General features: G+C 42.3%; 10 protein-coding genes and 2 pseudogenes. 8 read left to right on the plus strand and 4 right to left on the minus strand.

All coding sequences use genetic code 11. The annotated features are described in order from the left end of the window. The first annotated feature begins 451 nt into the window (after window positions 1–451). The 8 genes and pseudogenes from Q4G98_RS10210 (at window position 452) to Q4G98_RS10250 (ending at window position 13,988) form a co-directional block, all read left to right on the plus strand. Window positions 452–3,723: pseudogene (locus Q4G98_RS10210) on the plus strand (helicase-related protein). A gap of 12 nt (window positions 3,724–3,735) precedes the next feature. Continuing rightward, the gene (locus tag Q4G98_RS10220) at window positions 3,736–4,389 is read left to right on the plus strand and encodes a DUF4391 domain-containing protein (RefSeq protein WP_298563696.1); all 654 of its coding nucleotides are present in this window, start codon (window positions 3,736–3,738) and stop codon (window positions 4,387–4,389) included. Then, complete coding sequence (locus Q4G98_RS10225) at window positions 4,386–5,447, plus strand: ATP-binding protein (RefSeq protein ID WP_298563698.1); 1,062 nt, start codon at window positions 4,386–4,388, stop codon at window positions 5,445–5,447. The genes Q4G98_RS10220 and Q4G98_RS10225 overlap by 4 nt, the downstream gene beginning before the upstream one ends. After that, window positions 5,447–7,453: a site-specific DNA-methyltransferase gene (locus tag Q4G98_RS10230; protein ID WP_298563701.1), complete on the plus strand. Its 2,007-nt coding sequence runs from the start codon at window positions 5,447–5,449 to the stop codon at window positions 7,451–7,453. The genes Q4G98_RS10225 and Q4G98_RS10230 overlap by 1 nt, the downstream gene beginning before the upstream one ends. 10 nt (window positions 7,454–7,463) lie before the next feature. Then, window positions 7,464–8,042: a RhuM family protein gene (rhuM, locus tag Q4G98_RS10235; protein ID WP_298563703.1), complete on the plus strand. Its 579-nt coding sequence runs from the start codon at window positions 7,464–7,466 to the stop codon at window positions 8,040–8,042. Beyond that, complete coding sequence (locus Q4G98_RS10240) at window positions 8,039–11,083, plus strand: type III restriction-modification system endonuclease (protein WP_298563705.1); 3,045 nt, start codon at window positions 8,039–8,041, stop codon at window positions 11,081–11,083. Before rhuM ends, Q4G98_RS10240 begins: the two co-directional genes overlap by 4 nt. A gap of 18 nt (window positions 11,084–11,101) precedes the next feature. Then, window positions 11,102–12,922 carry a DUF262 domain-containing protein gene (locus Q4G98_RS10245; protein ID WP_293660777.1) on the plus strand — a complete coding sequence of 607 codons (1,821 nt, stop codon included), beginning with the start codon at window positions 11,102–11,104 and terminating at the stop codon, window positions 12,920–12,922. 634 nt (window positions 12,923–13,556) lie between these two features. Further along, on the plus strand, window positions 13,557–13,988 hold the full coding sequence (locus tag Q4G98_RS10250) for a hypothetical protein (protein WP_298563710.1): 432 nt from the start codon (window positions 13,557–13,559) through the stop codon (window positions 13,986–13,988). Between the two features lie 127 nt (window positions 13,989–14,115). Here Q4G98_RS10250 and Q4G98_RS10255 read toward each other — a convergent pair. The 4 genes and pseudogenes from Q4G98_RS10255 to Q4G98_RS10270 form a co-directional block, all read right to left on the minus strand. After that, window positions 14,116–14,538 (minus strand): annotated as a pseudogene (locus tag Q4G98_RS10255) (NifB/NifX family molybdenum-iron cluster-binding protein); the annotation flags it as partial. Between the two features lie 220 nt (window positions 14,539–14,758). After that, on the minus strand, window positions 14,759–15,694 hold the full coding sequence (locus Q4G98_RS10260; protein ID WP_298563712.1) for a DMT family transporter: 936 nt from the start codon (window positions 15,692–15,694) through the stop codon (window positions 14,759–14,761). A gap of 59 nt (window positions 15,695–15,753) precedes the next feature. Next, complete coding sequence (locus Q4G98_RS10265) at window positions 15,754–16,704, minus strand: DMT family transporter (RefSeq protein ID WP_298563714.1); 951 nt, start codon at window positions 16,702–16,704, stop codon at window positions 15,754–15,756. A gap of 20 nt (window positions 16,705–16,724) precedes the next feature. Continuing rightward, the gene (locus tag Q4G98_RS10270) at window positions 16,725–17,417 is read right to left on the minus strand and encodes a metallophosphoesterase (protein WP_301961963.1); all 693 of its coding nucleotides are present in this window, start codon (window positions 17,415–17,417) and stop codon (window positions 16,725–16,727) included. Window positions 17,418–17,535 lie beyond the last annotated feature (118 nt).

Here is a 17,535-nt window from a genome sequence, read left to right on the forward strand (position 1 = left end):
TATTCTACGATTGGAGGCTTTTTTATTCAATGTCCATTTTCTTTGGTTCTAAGCAATCATCTTTCCAGGCCTGAGCTTTTTTACGGTTGTACGCTTTGGAATTTGCGGGGCTTTTGGTTACCGGGTCGATGTTACCCCAGTTTTTGCGACGACTTTTCTTGATCGCCTGCTGCGCCGTTTTCGATAGTTTAGCGAAAGAAATTTTTGCATATTAGTTACCTCGGTTGTGGTTAGTTATAGGTATTATAACGTAGATTGAACAGATTATGTTGTTTATGCTAATTTCCTGCAAATATGGTATAATTTTTACAAAGTATTAAAATAAAGGACAAAGTAAATTTTATACTGGTTGCTTTTAGTATATTTTGCCATTAGCTGTTAACTTGAAACTGTTTTGAAGTTATACTAAACTGATGTTAGAAATGTAAGTTCACCTGAAAAGAGGCAGGCTATGAAAGTATTTAATAACATTACTGATATACTTCGGGATGATATGACATCCACAATTACAAAGGGCAGTAAAGTTTCTATTGCTGCGGCTTGTTTTTCTATGTACGCTTATAATGAGTTGAAGAAACAGCTGGAAAACATTGAGGAGTTCCGATTTATATTTACATACCCTACATTTATTGCAGAAAAGGCTGAAAAGCAAAAACGTGAATTCTATATTCCACGTCTTAATCGTGAACACAGTTTGTATGGGACTGAATTCGAGTTGAAGCTACGAAATGAGATGACGCAAAGGGCTGTTGCACGGGAATGTGCTGAATGGATACGCAAAAAAGCAACTTTTAAATCAAATACTACAGGCAACAATATGAGCGGTTTTGCCACAGTAGAATCTGTTCAGGAAAATGTTGCCTATATGCCGTTAAACGGTTTTACTACAGTAGACATTGGCTGTGAGCGTGGTAATAATAGCTATAATATGGTCAATCGAATGGAAACACCTTTTTCTGAAGAATATATGCAGCTTTTTGAAACCATCTGGAATGATAAAACTCAGTTGCAGGATGTTACAGATGTTGTTATTGAAAATATCAGTACTGTTTATAATGAAAATTCACCGGAGTTGATTTACTTCATGACACTTTACAATGTGTTCAGTGAATTTTTAGAAGATATTTCTGAAGACGTACTGCCAAATGAAGCAACCGGATTTAAAGCCAGTAAAATATGGGATATGCTTTATGATTTCCAAAAAGATGCTGTACTTGCCATTATCAATAAGTTAGAAAAGTATAACGGCTGTATTCTTGCAGATAGCGTAGGTCTGGGTAAAACTTTTACCGCTCTTGCCGTTATCAAATATTATGAGAACAGAAATAAAACCGTGCTGGTGCTTTGCCCCAAAAAACTGGCAGAAAACTGGAATACATATAAAGATAATTATATCAATAACCCCATTGCAAGCGATCGTTTAAACTATGATGTTTTGTTCCATACTGATCTTTCCAGGGAATATGGCACTTCCAATGGGCTGGACTTGGATCGTCTGAATTGGGGTAACTATGACCTTGTGGTAATCGATGAATCGCATAATTTTAGAAACGGTGGCGCAATTTCAGGAGATGACAGCAGAGAGAACCGTTACCTGAAATTGATGAATCGTGTCATACGTGCCGGAGTAAAGACCAAGGTGCTGATGCTTTCTGCTACCCCTGTCAATAACCGCTTTATTGATCTGAAAAATCAGCTGGCTATTGCTTATGAGGGCGATTCAAAATTGATCAATAATGCACTGGATACAACAAAAACGATTGATGAAATATTCCGTCAGGCTCAGAAAGCCTTCAATGTATGGAGTAAATTAGAACCGGAGGCTCGTACTACGGAAGCTTTGCTTCGCACATTAGATTTTGATTTTTTTGAAGTATTGGACAGCGTTACGATCGCTCGTTCCAGGAAGCATATTATCAAATATTATAATACTGAAAAAATTGGCAAATTCCCGGAACGATTGAAACCAATATCGTTATGTCCCAATCTCACAGATATGGACAGTGCAATCAACTATAACGAAATCTATGAGCAGCTATCATCATTATCGCTTAGTATTTATACTCCGTCCGATTATATTTTCCCCAGTAAAATAAGTAAATATAGTGATTTGGCACATAACAAAGGTATAGGGCTTACCCAGCAGGGACGCGAAGAAGGTATTCGCCGACTGATGAGTATCAATCTGCTCAAAAGGTTGGAAAGTTCGGTTTATTCCTTCAAATTGACACTTGGTCGTATTCAGGAGCTTATTGTAAGAACCATTCAGGCCATTGATCAGTTTGAAAAATTCGGCTCTGCTGACATTGATATGTATGAAATTGATAAGAGTAATGATTTTGATAAGAGTAATGATTTTGATAAGAGTAATGATTTTGATATGGAAGACCAAAATACGGACGTTTTTTCTGTTGGTAAAAAAGTGCGGATCGCACTCTGCGATATGGATTATATAAGCTGGCGTGATGAATTGAAAAAAGACGCCGATATTCTTGAGCTGCTTACTTTGATGATTGCCGACATTACTCCTGAGCATGACAAGAAGCTACAGACGCTGCTCAAATTACTTTCGGAAAAAATCGAGCAGCCAATTAACGCTGATAACAAGAAAGTGCTGATCTTCTCGGCGTTTTCTGATACCGCAGAATATCTGTACGAGCAAGTTGGTAAATACATTAAAAATAAATATGGCCTGGAAACGGCAATGGTAACTGGTGATGTTGAGGGGAAAACCACCATTAAAGGGTTCAGGGCAACTTTAAATAATGTCCTTACGTGTTTTTCACCAATATCAAAGGGCAAAGACGTGCTGATGCCCGACAGTAAAGAAGAAATTGATATTCTGATAGCAACAGACTGTATTTCGGAAGGTCAGAATCTACAGGATTGCGATTATCTGGTAAATTATGATATCCACTGGAATCCGGTGCGCATCATTCAGCGTTTTGGCCGAATAGACCGTATTGGCAGCAGAAACGCACATATCCAGCTGGTCAACTTCTGGCCTGATCTGACACTGGATGAGTATATCAATCTCAAAAATCGTGTTGAAACACGCATGAAGATTTCTGTCATGACTTCCACAGGCGATGACGATCTTATCAATGCGGAAGAAAAAGGCGACCTGCAATATCGTAAACAGCAGCTGCAACGTTTGCAGGAAGAAGTGGTAGATATCGAGGACATGTCCTCAGGTATTTCAATCATGGACTTGGGCTTAAATGAGTTTCGGCTTGATTTGCTGGAATACATCAAGACTCATAAAGATTTGGATAAGAAACCCTTTGGGCTCCATGCAGTGGTGCCTGCCAGCGAAGACATGCCGCAAGGTGCTATCTTCATATTGAAAAATACCAATAACAGGATAAATATAGATAATCAAAACCGTATCCATCCGTTCTATTGGTCTATATTGGAGCGGACGGAGAAATCATCTGTGATTACCTTAACCCGAAGAAGCTGCTTGATACTATAAGGCTGCTTTGCCGGGGCAAAGATGAAGGGATTACAGAGCTGTGCCGTAGATTTAATGCGGAAACCGACGACGGCAGAGATATGAGCGCGATGTCAGAATTGCTGAATGAAGCGATCGATTCTATTATTGATATCAAAGAAGAAAATGATATCGACAGCCTGTTTAAAGATGGCGGCACATCTGCGTTGTTGTCAGAGGTATCAGGAATAGAGGATTTTGAATTAATCTGTTTTATCGTTGTAAAATAGGGAAGTGTTGAAATGTTGGGTTTACCGCGATCTACCGAATTTAATAAGCGTATTCCCAAGCAGAAGTTTTATGAACATCTTGCCGGAACTGCTGCCTTAAAGCGAATTTTTGCAGAACAGGTAAAGTCTGTTTACTGGCGTAATAAGATAGCAGTTACAACTATGAATATTGCTGCCGGTACAGCAGTAACAGAGATAGAAGTATTTGAAATACGTCTGAATCAGTCCCAAATTGATGAGAATGTTTTGCGGCAGATCGACAAAGTGATACCTTATCATATTTTGTTTTTACTGGAATACGAAGGAAAATATAAAGTAGCCATAGGTTATAAAGAAGCCGCAGCGCCAGGCAGTAAAGCATTTGCCGTTATTCGCTATTATTATACAGACTGGCTGCCACTGGATGAAATGCCTGTTAAATTAGATGGTTTGAATATTGATGCGATTTATGAAAATTTTGTGCGGCAGGTAGCCGCAGATCAGCTGCAAATTAATGATAAAGACAGCATTAAGCACGCTATAGAAAAAGAGGAAAAAAGGCGGCGACTGAAAAAACAGATGGCTGCTTTACAAAACAAAATCCGCAAAGAAAAACAGCTAAACAGGCAGATGCAGCTGAATCAAGAGTTGAAAATGTTGAAGTGGACATTGGAGGACTTAGTATGACCAATCATGATGAGATAGTAAAAAAAGGTCTTTTAAGGATAAATTCAGCGGGGCTGTTGAAAAGTAGAGAAAGCAATACAGTTGAATTTAAGATTTCTTTTAATAAAGCAAATACAGCTAAATATGCAAAGACCATGGCTGCGTTTTCAAATAATCGTGGAGGATATATAATATTTGGTATTAAGGATAGTCCTCGTGTTATCGAAGGATTAAATAATGATAACTTTGAAAATTTTAGTCAAGAACAATTTTCAGAAGCACTTAATTCGCTTTTTGCGCCATCTATTGAGTGGGAGTGTGGAACTGTTATTCTAGATGTAAGTGTGAATAATAAAATAGTAAAGAAAAAAATTGGTTGGATTTATACAGAAGAAGCTATTCAAAAACCTATTATTGCGCAAAAGTCTAATGATGGAGAAAAAATTACAAGTGGGGACATTTTTTATCGCTATCGGGCAAGAAGTGAGAAAATTCGAGTTGCTGAAATGACACGAATTATAGAGGGAAGAATATCTAAAGAGCGAGAAGGATTACTAAAACTTTTTGAAATAATTAGAAAAAACAATACTGCAAGCCTGGGAATTGTGAACTATAATAACGGTCATATATCGACTCCTTATGGTGTTGATGTAGCATTTGAACGAAAATTAGTGACTCAAGTTTTGCGGAAAGCAAAGTTTATTAAAGAGGGGAGTTTCAACGAAACAGATGGTATTCCCGTTATAAAAGTAACTGGTAACATAGATTTAGCAGAGGAGGTACCTGTACCAGATGGGAATCCTGATGAAACACATCCGTACATTCAAAAGCAGTTAGCAGAAAAATTAAAAATACCACCTCAGGATATTTATGCACTTGTTTGGTATTATAAAATGAAAGAGGCAAGAAAATATCATTTAGAAATAACCGTATCAAAAAATGGGAAAACTCATAAATTCTCGGAATTTGCTTATCAATTTCTTAATGAGAAACTTAAAGAACTTCATAAAAATCAAAATGAATTCAATAAAATTAGAGAGGCATATAGAAATCGCAAGAAAAACGGAGGAACAAACTAATGGATAGGATGCGGATGGAGTCGGTTGATATGACAGCTCAGAATATTGATAAAATTGGTTCGATATTTCCCAACTGTATCACCGAAACTATTGATGAGAACGGTAAGCCGAAGAAGGCCATCAACTTTGAACTTCTCAAGCAGATGCTTTCGGATGAAGTGATAGACGGTGAGGAAGCCTACGAATTTACCTGGGTTGGTAAAAAGGCCGCTATCGTAGAAGCACATAAACCTATTCGCAAAACGCTGCGCCCCTGTAAGGAAGAAAGTAAGGATTGGGATAAGACAGAAAACCTCTATATCGAGGGTGACAATCTGGAAGTGCTGAAACTTTTGCAGGAAAGCTATCTTAATAAAGTAAAGATGATTTATATTGACCCGCCTTACAATACGGGAAATGATTTTATCTATCGAGATGATTTTGCTCAAAGCATAGAAGAATATGCTGAGCAGAGTGGCGTAAATGATGACGAACAAAATCGTCTGTTTAAGAATACTGACACCAATGGTAGATTTCACTCTGACTGGTGCTCAATGATTTTCTCTCGCCTTATGCTATCTAGAAACCTGCTGACAGAAGATGGTATTATCTTTATTAGTATTGATGAGAATGAGGTAAATACGCTCAAATTAATCTGCGATGAAGTGTTTGGCGCAGCGAATTTTATCGCAGAACTCATTTGGTCTGCAGGAAGAAAGAATGACTCGAAATATATTTCGGTATCACACGAATACATTCTCTGTTATTTCAAAAATACTCAGTATATTAAGGAACATCAAATTGTTTGGCGAGAAAAAAAGCAAGGATTAGATGATATATATTCAAAATACGAAGCATTAGTTAAGCAATACGGAAATGATTGTGAAAATATTGAAAAAGACTTAAAGGCATGGTATAAAGCACTTCCAGATGGACACCCTGCAAAAGATCATTCTCATTATTCCAAAGTGGATAACAAAGGAATATTCTTTGCTGATAATATTTCATGGCCAGGTGGTGGCGGTCCGAAATATCAAGTGTTACACCCTATTACACATAAGCCTGTAAAAGTACCTTCGAGAGGATGGCTCACTAATGAAGCCACTATGAAGGAGTGGATAGCACAAGGAAGGGTTGAATTTGGAAAGGATGAAAATGGAGTTCCTACACTGAAATCATATCTTAACGATAGAGAAACAAGTGTACCGTACAGTGTAATTTATAAGGATGGTCGAGCAGCATCAAAGCGATTAGCTAAATTATTAGGTGAAAAAGTATTTGAAAATCCAAAAGACGAAGAAGTAATTCAAAGGCTAATTGAATTTTGTGGAACAGACAATGATGATATTGTGCTTGACTTTTTTTCGGGTTCTGCAACAACTGCGCATGCTGTTTTTCTGGCAAATGTTGTGCAAAATAAATCAAGAAAATTTATTCTTGTTCAGTTACCTGAAAAAATCATTCCAGAAAAATTACCTAATGGTAAAAGTCGAAAGGTTGCAGAAAATGCAGTTGCTTTACTTGACTCTATCAAAGCACCACATAATATCTGCGAGATCGGCAAAGAACGGATTCGCCGTGCCGGGGACAAAATCAAAGCTGAAACAGGAGCGGATATTGATTATGGCTTCCGTGTGCTGAAATTGGCTGATTCCAATATGACCGATGTTTATTACAGTGCTGATGAATACGATCAAAATATGCTGTCTAAATTAGAATCTAATGTCAAAGCAGACCGCAGCGATATTGACTTATTATTTGGCTGCCTGCTGGAATGGGGTTTGCCGCTTTCCCTGCCATATAAATCAGAACAAATTGAAGGCTGCACCGTACACACCTATAATGATGGTGACTTGATTGCCTGCTTTGATAAAAATGTGCCCGATAACGTCATTAAAACTGTTGCCAAACGCAAACCGTTGCGTGCAGTGTTCCGTGATAATAGTTTTGCCAATAGTCCTGCCAAAATCAATGTAACCGAAATTTTTAAATTACTGGCGCCTGATACCAGAGTGAAAGTCATCTGAGGAGGATGCTATGGCGGAGAAAAATAAAAAAGAAGTGACCGTAAGAAGTTCTGCGGCTGAATATCTTACCTATGTTGCATCTGTTGGTGACAGTGTGGACAGTATTGAAATGCGTTATGAAGACGAGAATATATGGCTGACCCAAAAGATGCTGGCTGCACTATATGATGTGGATGTTCGAACAATAAATTATCATCTGAAAAAGATATTTGACGATGCCGAATTACAGGAGGAGGCAGTTATCCGAATTTTTCGGATAACTGCTGCAAAAAATTATTTAACGGCCGATGAGATGGCTTCACTTGAGCTCATTGTATCTGCTTATCTGGATTTGGCAGAAAACAGAACAAGGCGAAAAATACCTATGACAATGGAAGATTGGGCAAAACATATTGATATTTATTTAGCTGCTGATGATTTGGCCATATTGCAAAATCCTGGTAAAATCACTGCTGCTATTGCGAAAGACCATGCAGAAACTGAATTTGAGAAATATCGAATTATTCAGGATAAACTTTTCATGTCCGACTATGACAGATATTTGCTGGAATTAGAGGAAAAAGTAAAAGTGACCGGTGAGAAAGAATGAAACTACAATTTAAACATCAGAAGTTCCAATCCGATGCGGCAAAAGCAGTATGTGATGTGTTTTCCGGCCAGCCTTATCTGACCCCGACTTATCTGATTGATAAAGGGAATGAGCAGGGACAGGGTTCTTTGATAGAGTATACAGGCTGGAATAATCAGCGTATCGTGCCGGAATTAAATGATGGCGTGATACTGGAAAATATCAATAAAATACAAAGAAGTTACCAAATAGAACCATCTAATCAGTTGGAGGGAAGATACAATCTGACTGTAGAGATGGAGACCGGTGTCGGTAAAACATACACTTACATCAAAACCATGTACGAGCTGAACAAGCGTTATGGCTGGAGTAAATATATTGTGGTCGTACCGAGTGTTGCTATTCGCGAAGGTGTTTATAAATCCTTTCAGGTGACACAAGAACATTTTGCGGAGGAATACGGTAAGAAGATTCGTTTTTTTATTTATAACTCTGACCGGTTGACAGAGATCGACCGCTTTGCTTCTGACAGTTCGATAAATGTAATGATCATCAACTCGCAGGCATTTAATGTCAAGGGTAAGGATGCACGTCGTATTTATATGCAGCTGGACGAGTTTCGCAGCCGCAGGCCGATCGATATTATTGCCAGGACCAATCCAATAGTTATCATTGATGAACCGCAGTCGGTAGAAGGCAAGCAGACGAAGGAACGCCTGAAAGAATTTAATCCGCTGATGACGCTGCGTTATTCTGCTACTCATAAGAGCGACAGTATCTATAACATGGTTTATCGCCTGGATGCGATGGAGGCTTATAACAAGCGTTTGGTCAAAAAAATCGCAGTTAAGGGCATTACCGAAACTGGCAGTACTGCTACAGAGAGTTATGTCTATTTGCAGGGCATCAATCTTTCCAAGTCTGATCCAACGGCTACGTTAGAGTTTGATTTTAAAGGATCTGCTGGGATCCGTAAAGTCAGTCGTATCGTTGGGATCGGGTATAATTTATACGATAATTCCGGACAATTAGATGAGTATAAGTTGGGTTTTGTCGTCAAAGCTATTGATGGACGCGATAATTCTGTCGAGTTTTTGAATGGTATCAAACTGTATGCAGGTGATGTTATCGGTAAGGTAAGCGAGGATCAACTGCGCCGTATCCAGATCCGCGAAACGATATTATCGCATATCCAGCGCGAACGGCAGTTGTTTTACAAAGGTATTAAAGTATTATCGTTGTTCTTTATTGACGAAGTCGCCAGGTATAAGCAGTATGATGCAGCCGGGCAGGCTTCCAATGGCATTTATGCAGATATTTTTGAGGAAGAATATAACGATGTTATCAACAACTTACAACTTCAGTTTGGCGAAGATGATTACATTAAGTATTTAGAAGCTATCTCTGCCCATAAAACCCATGCCGGGTATTTCTCGGTAGATAAAAAGGGCAGGCTGATCGACAGTAAGGTGGGGCGCAGGGAAACCACGTCTGATGATATTGATGCCTATGATTTGATTATGAAAAACAAGGAACTGCTTTTGGATAGAGATCCCAAGAAGTCTCCGGTGCGTTTTATTTTTTCTCACTCTGCTCTGCGTGAAGGCTGGGATAATCCCAATGTATTTCAGATCTGTACGCTGAAACAGAGCGGCAGTGATGTGCGCAAGCGTCAGGAGGTTGGGCGAGGGCTGCGTTTGTGTGTCAATCAGGATGGCGAACGTATGGACAGCAATTTGCTGGGGAATGACGTTCATACTGTCAATGTGCTGACTGTTGTTGCCAGCGAAAGCTACGACAGTTTTGCTAAAGGTCTGCAAAGCGAACTGGCTGAGGTAGTGGCAGATCGTCCCCGTGCAGTTACGGCAGATTTGTTTATTGGGAAGGTCATTCGGGATGTCAACGGTAATGAACAGGTTATTGATATGGGTATTGCTCAGGCAATTCATTTCGATATGATCATGAATGGTTATATTGACCGTAAAGGTGCACTGACAGATAAATATTATGCGGATAAGGCCAATAATGAGATCAAGGTTGCCGAGGAGGTACAGGATTCGGCAGCGGATGTGCTTGCTATTGTTGATTCTATCTATGACAGTAAAGTTATGCTGCCGGAAAATGCCCGCAGCAATAATGTGGAATTACAGGTCGATCCTGATAAACTGGCTATGCCGGAATTCAAAGCCTTATGGAAGCGAATCAACAGTAAGTCTGTTTACGTTGTGGATTTTGATACTGATGAACTGGTGCGTAATTCGATTACGGCTCTTGATGCGCGATTACGTGTATCAAAGATTTTCTTTAAAGTGGAAACCGGGCATATGGATAATATCAAAAGCAAAGATGCATTGCTTAGTGGAGATGCTTTTATAAAAGAAGCGTCGGCATCTTACGGAACGGGGGCTAAAATTGCCGTCAATCATGGCGTGAAATATGATCTTGTCGGTAAACTTGTAGAGGCGACGGGTCTGACAAGAAAAGCAGTTATTGCAATTTTGACCGGAATCCAGAAAGCAGTTTTTGATCAGTTTAAGGATAATCCTGAGGACTTTATTTTAAAAGCGGCTGCCCTCATCAATGATGAAAAAGCAACTGCCATTATTCAGCATATTACATATAATGTTTTGGATGAGCATTATGATACTGATGTCTTTACCGAGCCGACGATCAAAGGCAGGTTGGGCGTAAATGCAATTAAAGCAACTAAGCATCTGTACGATCATATTGTATATGATTCTAATAATGAGAGAAAATTTGCAGAGGATTTGGATGTCAGTAATGATGTCGCAGTCTATGTGAAGCTTCCAGATGGTTTTTATATTTCTACTCCGGTGGGGCGTTATAATCCCGACTGGGCGATTGCATTTTATGAAGGTGCGGTGAAGCATATTTATTTCGTTGCAGAGACTAAAGGATCAATGTCGTCTATGCAGCTTCGATTGATTGAGGAGTCGAAACTCCATTGTGCAAGAGAACATTTTAAAGCTATCAGCAGTGGAAATGTAGTTTATGATGTTGTGGACAGTTACCAGTCGTTGCTGGATAAGGTTATGAAATAATTTTGGAGGGATATGTAGATGATTGCGCCTACATCAGTAGATACAAATTTGAGCCAGTTACTGGAAGAAGTTAGCAACGGTAAAATACAGTTGCCTGAATTTCAGAGAAGCTGGACATGGGATGATAATCGTATTCAGGGCATTATTGCCAGTCTTTCACAAGGTTATCCGATGGGGGCTGTTATGCGCCTTCAATATGGAAATCCGGATATAAAATTCAAGTATCGGCCTATAGAAGGCGTAAGTGGAATAAGCGTTATGCCGGAATATTTGGTGTTGGATGGTCAGCAGCGCTTGACATCTATTTATCAGGCGGTTTTTTCTGATAAATGTGTGAAGACAAAGAATGACAAAGACAAAAAGATTGAAAGGTTCTATTACTTGGAAATAGAAAAATGTATGGATGAGAGCGTTGATAGAGCTGATGCTGTTACTGCAGTTCCAGCAGACAGAAAAATTAAGGGAAACTTTGATAGGAATATCAAGCTTGATTTGTCTGACCGCTATAAAGAATTTGCGAATAAAATGTTCCCGATGAATATTGTTTACCACAGTAAGCAGCTTACTGATTGGATGATGGGGTATTTTAAATTCTATAACGGGGATAGTGCGGCAACAGATCTATTCATGGAGTTTAAGGCAAAAGTGATTGACACGATTATCGCTTATAAACTGCCAGTTATAACTATGGACAAATCAACTCCGAGGGATGCTGTTTGTAAAGTTTTTGAAAACGTTAATACTGGTGGAGTAGCGCTTACTGTTTTTGAGTTGGTAACTGCTGCTTTTGCCACAAGGGAATTTGATCTTCGCAAGGATTGGCTTGCATGTAAACGTGTGATACAAGGCAGGGATGATACTCTGCGTACAGATTTATTAGATGGTATTGATGAAACTACATTTTTAACGGCAATTACCTTGTATATCAGTTATATAAATAAGAGCAGTGGAAAAACAGGAGCTGTTTCCTGTAAGAAGAAAGATGTACTGGCGCTGGATTTTGATTCTTATATAGCTAACAGGGAACAGATTCTTGTCGGATTTCAACTTGCTAGAGAATTCCTTTTAAAATATCAATTTGTGTTTAGAATGCGTGATCTTCCCTATACGACACAGTTGATTCCACTTGCGGCAATCTGTGCAGCGCTTGGAAAGTCAAAATGCAATGAGCCCAATACTATAAAAATCCTTTCGCGCTGGTATTGGTGCGGAATTTTAGGTGAGCTATATGGTGGTGCTAACGAAACACGGTACGCCAATGATATAGAGGATGTGATTGAAGAAATTTATGGCAGACCAAATGCTTCGAGAACGATAAATTCTGCTTTTTTCTCTTCGACTAGGTTGCTTACATTGCAGACCAGAAACAGTGCTGCTTATAAAGGTATCATGGCCTTGTTTTATATGCAAAAGTGCCGTGATTTTATGAATAATATTACAATTGATATTGTTAACAGTATGCTACAATCCCCAGATATTCATCATATATTTCCAGAGGCTTACTGTGAAAAAGTGGGCATCAGTCGCCAAAAATATAACTGTATTGTGAATAAAACTCCTATTTTGCCGGAGACAAATCGTTCGATTGGTGGTAATGCGCCTAGTGTTTATACAAGATCCATATTGAAGAAGGTGGCTGGACTTACTGAGTTAGAATTGAAGAGCAGGATTGAATCTCATTTAATAAACTACAAGTCACTTGCAACTGATGATTTTGATACATATTTTATCGACAGAGCCAAGAAAATACTGGATCTTATCGAGATGGCTATGAATAAACCAGTATCAGATAGAAATGCTGAGATTACGGTACAACAATTTGGAGCAGCTTTAAAATGACGGTACAATCTCCGCCACATCGCCGCTAAAATCGCCGCTGTGTCGCCTGTTCATAAAAGAATAAAGTAATAAACAAGAAAAGATACAGGAGAAAAAAATAAACGTTTTGTATTTACGGTACAGCATCGTGGGTTATTCTATTAACGTACTGCCTACAAAGTAAAATCAGTTTAGAGTTTTAATATAGTATTTATCTCAATACTAACGTACTAAGCAGAATATAAAACCAGGTATTACCTGCTAACGTACGTAAGCAGTAGTACGCGAAACAAAATTTAAAATTATTTTTACACTGCCCTTGAGATAACAGGGGCAGTTTTCTTTTGCCCCGAAGCAGGGAAGTGATTACAAAACCGCTGTTTGAGAAATTATTTGTGTAAGCAGCCTGATTTTGGGGATTTGTACTGTGTATTTAGTCTGTGAAGGAGAAGATATTGGCGGGTAAGCAGTTACAGGCAGGTGATTTAAAAGAAAATTTGTGTAAGGCTGTATGTTTTTTGGGTGGTTGCCTGCCCTATATATAGTGAGGGGGTAAAGCGATAGGCTTGTTCTTTGAGCCTGGCGCAGGAGTTTTTTATCATGAGCGTGCAAAAAAGAGCTGTAAATACTCGTTTAGAGGTGGGAGGAGATCAGAATGGAAAATTTATTCAGCGAGGGTTTTATTCAGGTGGGACGCAGGTTGTTTAAAGAGCATTACTGGGAGGAGGCGACGCCGGAGCAGAAGGTGATTTTGCTGACGCTGCTGAGTCTGGCGGTATATGAGCCGAAGGTTTGGGACGCTTATGGCCGAAAGATCACTTTGCAGCCAGGGCAGTTTGTCAAAACGCTGCCGAAGCTGCAGCAGGAGTGTGGGCGTGGCATAACGCTGAGCCAGATCAAGACGGCGCTGCACCTGTTTGCAGTGGCCGGTTGGGTGACGAGCGAGCCTGTCAGCAGGTCGCCGAAAAGCGGTAAGCTGTTTACGGTGGATGCAGCTTTGCGAACAGGACTTTCCCCAAGTGAGATTGAACTGCAGCGGCTGCGCCGGGGATGTGGTGCTGACGGTATGCCGTTTAAAATAAATTGATACGCTGGCTAAAATAAAAACTCACTGCCGCAGCAGTGAGTAAGGTGGTTGAGAAAATTTTTATTTCAAGTAATTTGTGCAGGGCAAGGTGCGTTTACCCTTATCGCTGACATTACCGTTCTTAATGTCAGTGGTTGCTATGACTGCCGCAGCCGTGCTCACCGCAGGTATGACCTGCGCCGCCGTGTTCATGTTCGTGGTGGTCGCATTTTACTGCGGGGTCATAGCTCAGCTTATTGTTGAGTAAGGCCGTCACTGCCGCGTCAGCCTCGCCGGTAACGCCGCCATAAAGCCGGATACCTGCCTGTGCCAGCGCCATTTGCGCACCGCCGCCGATACCGCCGCAGATCAGCGTATCAACGCCGCAGTCCTGTAAAAACTGTGCCAGCGCACCGTGACCGCTGCCGTTGGTACTGACGACTTCTGTTTTGACGATAGCCGTATTTTCGATATCGTAAATTTTAAAGAATTCGCTGTGGCCGAAATGCTGAAAGATTTGGCCGTCCTGATAAGTAACTGCAATTTTCATGGTTAGACCGCTCCCTTGTTGTGATGTATATGATTTTACGGCATATGCCCTAAACATTGTTTAGCATAGCACTGTTAATGGCCGGTGTCAATAAAAGGGTTGCATCTAAGTGCTGGCACTGCTGGCTGGCAAAATAAAAAAGCCCGTCGTCAGGGCAGACGCAAGCGGGCAAACAGTTTATTACGGCAGAGGTTCTGATGTTTTGGCGCTGGATATGTCGATTAGCATATCAGCGCTGCGCTTACTGCCTGCGTTGACGCCGCAAAAAGTACTTGGTCAGGCGGTAAGCCACGGTGCGGTATTGGGTAGCCAGATAGACGCCGCCGAGGATGAGTGCGCCGCCGACAGCCTGCGCTGCGAGAAATTTCTCATCTAAAAATAGTACGCCGCAGACGATGCCGACCAGCGGCATGATATTCATAAAGACAGCGGCCTGGCTGGGGCCGACGATGCCGGTGCCCCGGTTCCAGAAGATCATGGCGAGCAGCCCGCCGGCAAAAATGACGAACAGATAGGAGCCGAACGCCAGCGGCGAAAGCGTGGCCGGCAGCTCAAAGTGCCCCAGATAAGCGGCTCCGGCAGCCGTCGTTAGCGAGCCGAGCAAGCCCGACCAGGCAACGATGGCAAAGGGGGAGACAACGTCGATAATGCGCACGACGATAATAGAATACAGGGCCCAGGCGACCTGACTGGTAAAGAACAGCACGTCGCCGATATTGAAAGCAAGGTTTAAAATAACTGCCAGCGACCCGTTGCTGAGCAGGTACAGCGCGCCGCACAGGCTGCTGCAGATCCCCAGCCACTGCAGGCGGTGCAGCCGTTCGTGGATCAGCACAAAGCTGAGCAAGGCCGTGACAATCGGTGTCAGCGTGGCGATAATGGTAAAGTTGGTGACAGTTGAATATTGCAGGCCGGTAAACTGGGTGACATTGTTGATGCAGACACCGAGGATGCCCATAGTAAATAACGCCGGCCAGGTTCTGCGGGGCGGCAGCAGTTTTTCGCCGCGCCAGGCGAGCATAGCAAACAGCGTCAGGGCTACGATAGTGTAGCGAATGCTGACCATGGGGATGGGCTGCATTTCCCTGACGACGAATTTGGCGAACATTGGTTGGATGCCCCAGATAACGCAGGTGCAGATTAAAAGCGCTGAGGCGGTAAGCTTGTTTGTTTGCATAAGTTGCTTGACGACCTTTCGATGTTGCTTACTGAAAGTAGCGACTGGTAAAACCCGGCTTAACTGTTAGTCAGTGATTTTTGCCGGCGGCGTTTGACCAGATATTTGGCCAGCTTATAGGCGGCATGATTGTAGTGGGTCGTCAGATAAACGCCGGCAATGATCAGCAGGCCGCCGACAGCTTCGGATGGATAGAATTTTTCGTGCAGAAAGAGGATGCCGCAGATAATACCGACCAGCGGCATTAGATTCATAAAAACTGCACCCTGGCTGGGGCCGACGATGCGGATACCCTTGTTCCAGCAAATCATGCCGACGATACTGCCAATAAAGATAACGTAAAAATAAGAGCCCCAGGCGAGCAGCGACAGATCATAGGGCAACGCAAACTGGCCCGTAGCCACGCTGTAAGCGGACGTAGTGAGCGAGCCCAAAAGACCGGCCCAGGCTACAGCGCTGTAAGCGGAAACATATTTGCTGACATAGGCGACAAGGATCGTGTAAAGCGCCCAGGCGACCATGCTGACGACAAAAAGGATATCGCCGAAATTAAAGCTGAGGTTGATGATCGTGGACAGCGAGCCTTTGCTGATCAGGTAAACGGCGCCGATGATGCTGGTAACGATGCCGAACCACTGCACCTTATGCAGACGTTCCTGCAGCAGCACCAGACTGAGCAGTGCGGTGACGGCAGGAGTCAGCGAAGCGATGATCGTCAGATTGGCGACGGTAGAATAACGCAGCCCCGTGAACTGGGAAACATTATTGCCGCCGACGCTGAAGACACCCATCAAAAACAGCGGCAGCCAGGCCTTACGGGGTGGCAGCAGTTTTTCGCCGCTGTAAGCCAGAAAAGCCAGCATCAACACGCCCACGGTAAAGTAACGGATACTGACCAGCGGGATCGGATCAAATTCGCGGACGACAAAAGTGACAAACATCGGCTGTGCGCCCCAGATAACGCAGGCTGCCAAAACCATCAGTGTTGCTGCAGAAAATTTTTTTGGCATGGGAAACCCTTCTTCGCTGTTTATTTTACCAGCTGCGGGCTAAAAGCTTGCGTATCACAGCTGACAAGTTTATAGGTGATGCCGTTGCGTACGCCTTCAAAAACCATGCCGGCGTCGCTGCCGTGGATATGCCCGAAAACGCAGTGGCTGACGCCGTAGCGCTCCAGCAGGTCGGCGAAAACGGATTCATTGGCTGCGTCATACAGCGGCGGATAGTGCAGTGCGGCGATGATCTCGCTGTAACCTGCCTGTCTGGCAGCTGCCAGCGAAGCTTCCAGGCGTAGTCTTTCGCGGCGGTAGATCGCGTCGTCGTCCGCGCTGAAATTATCGGACGAAGGCAGGAGCCAGCCGCGGCTGCCGCAGATAGCTGTACTGCCGCAGGTATAAAAGTTGTTTTGCAGAAAGCTGAATTTATTTTCCGTTGCTGTCTGCATCTTTTTTAAGGAAGACCACCAGTAATCATGGTTGCCGCGCAGCAGGATCTTGCGACCGGGCAGGGCGGCGATCCAGTTCAGGTCTGGCAGCGCGCCGGTCAGGTCCATAGCCCAGGAGGTATCACCGCAGATGATGACGGTGTCGTCAGGGCTGACGAGCTGGCACCAATTAGCGGCGACTTTAGCGGCGTGGTCCTGCCAGTGGGGGCCGAAGATCTCCATCGGCTTGGCCGGCGGGTCACCTGAAAGATGCAGGTCGCCGATAGCGTAAATATTCATAGGATGATACTCCATTTTCGTAACATATTGTTAACTTTATGTTAGCCTATTTGGCGCTGGATTGCAAGAAATTGCTTTTTTTAGTTGCCTGCTGGCCCTGGCGCAATATGGAAAAGGG

The sequence above is a fragment of the uncultured Phascolarctobacterium sp. genome, assembly GCF_958349595.1.
In the GTDB taxonomy this organism is placed as follows: Bacteria; Bacillota; Negativicutes; order Acidaminococcales; family Acidaminococcaceae; genus Phascolarctobacterium.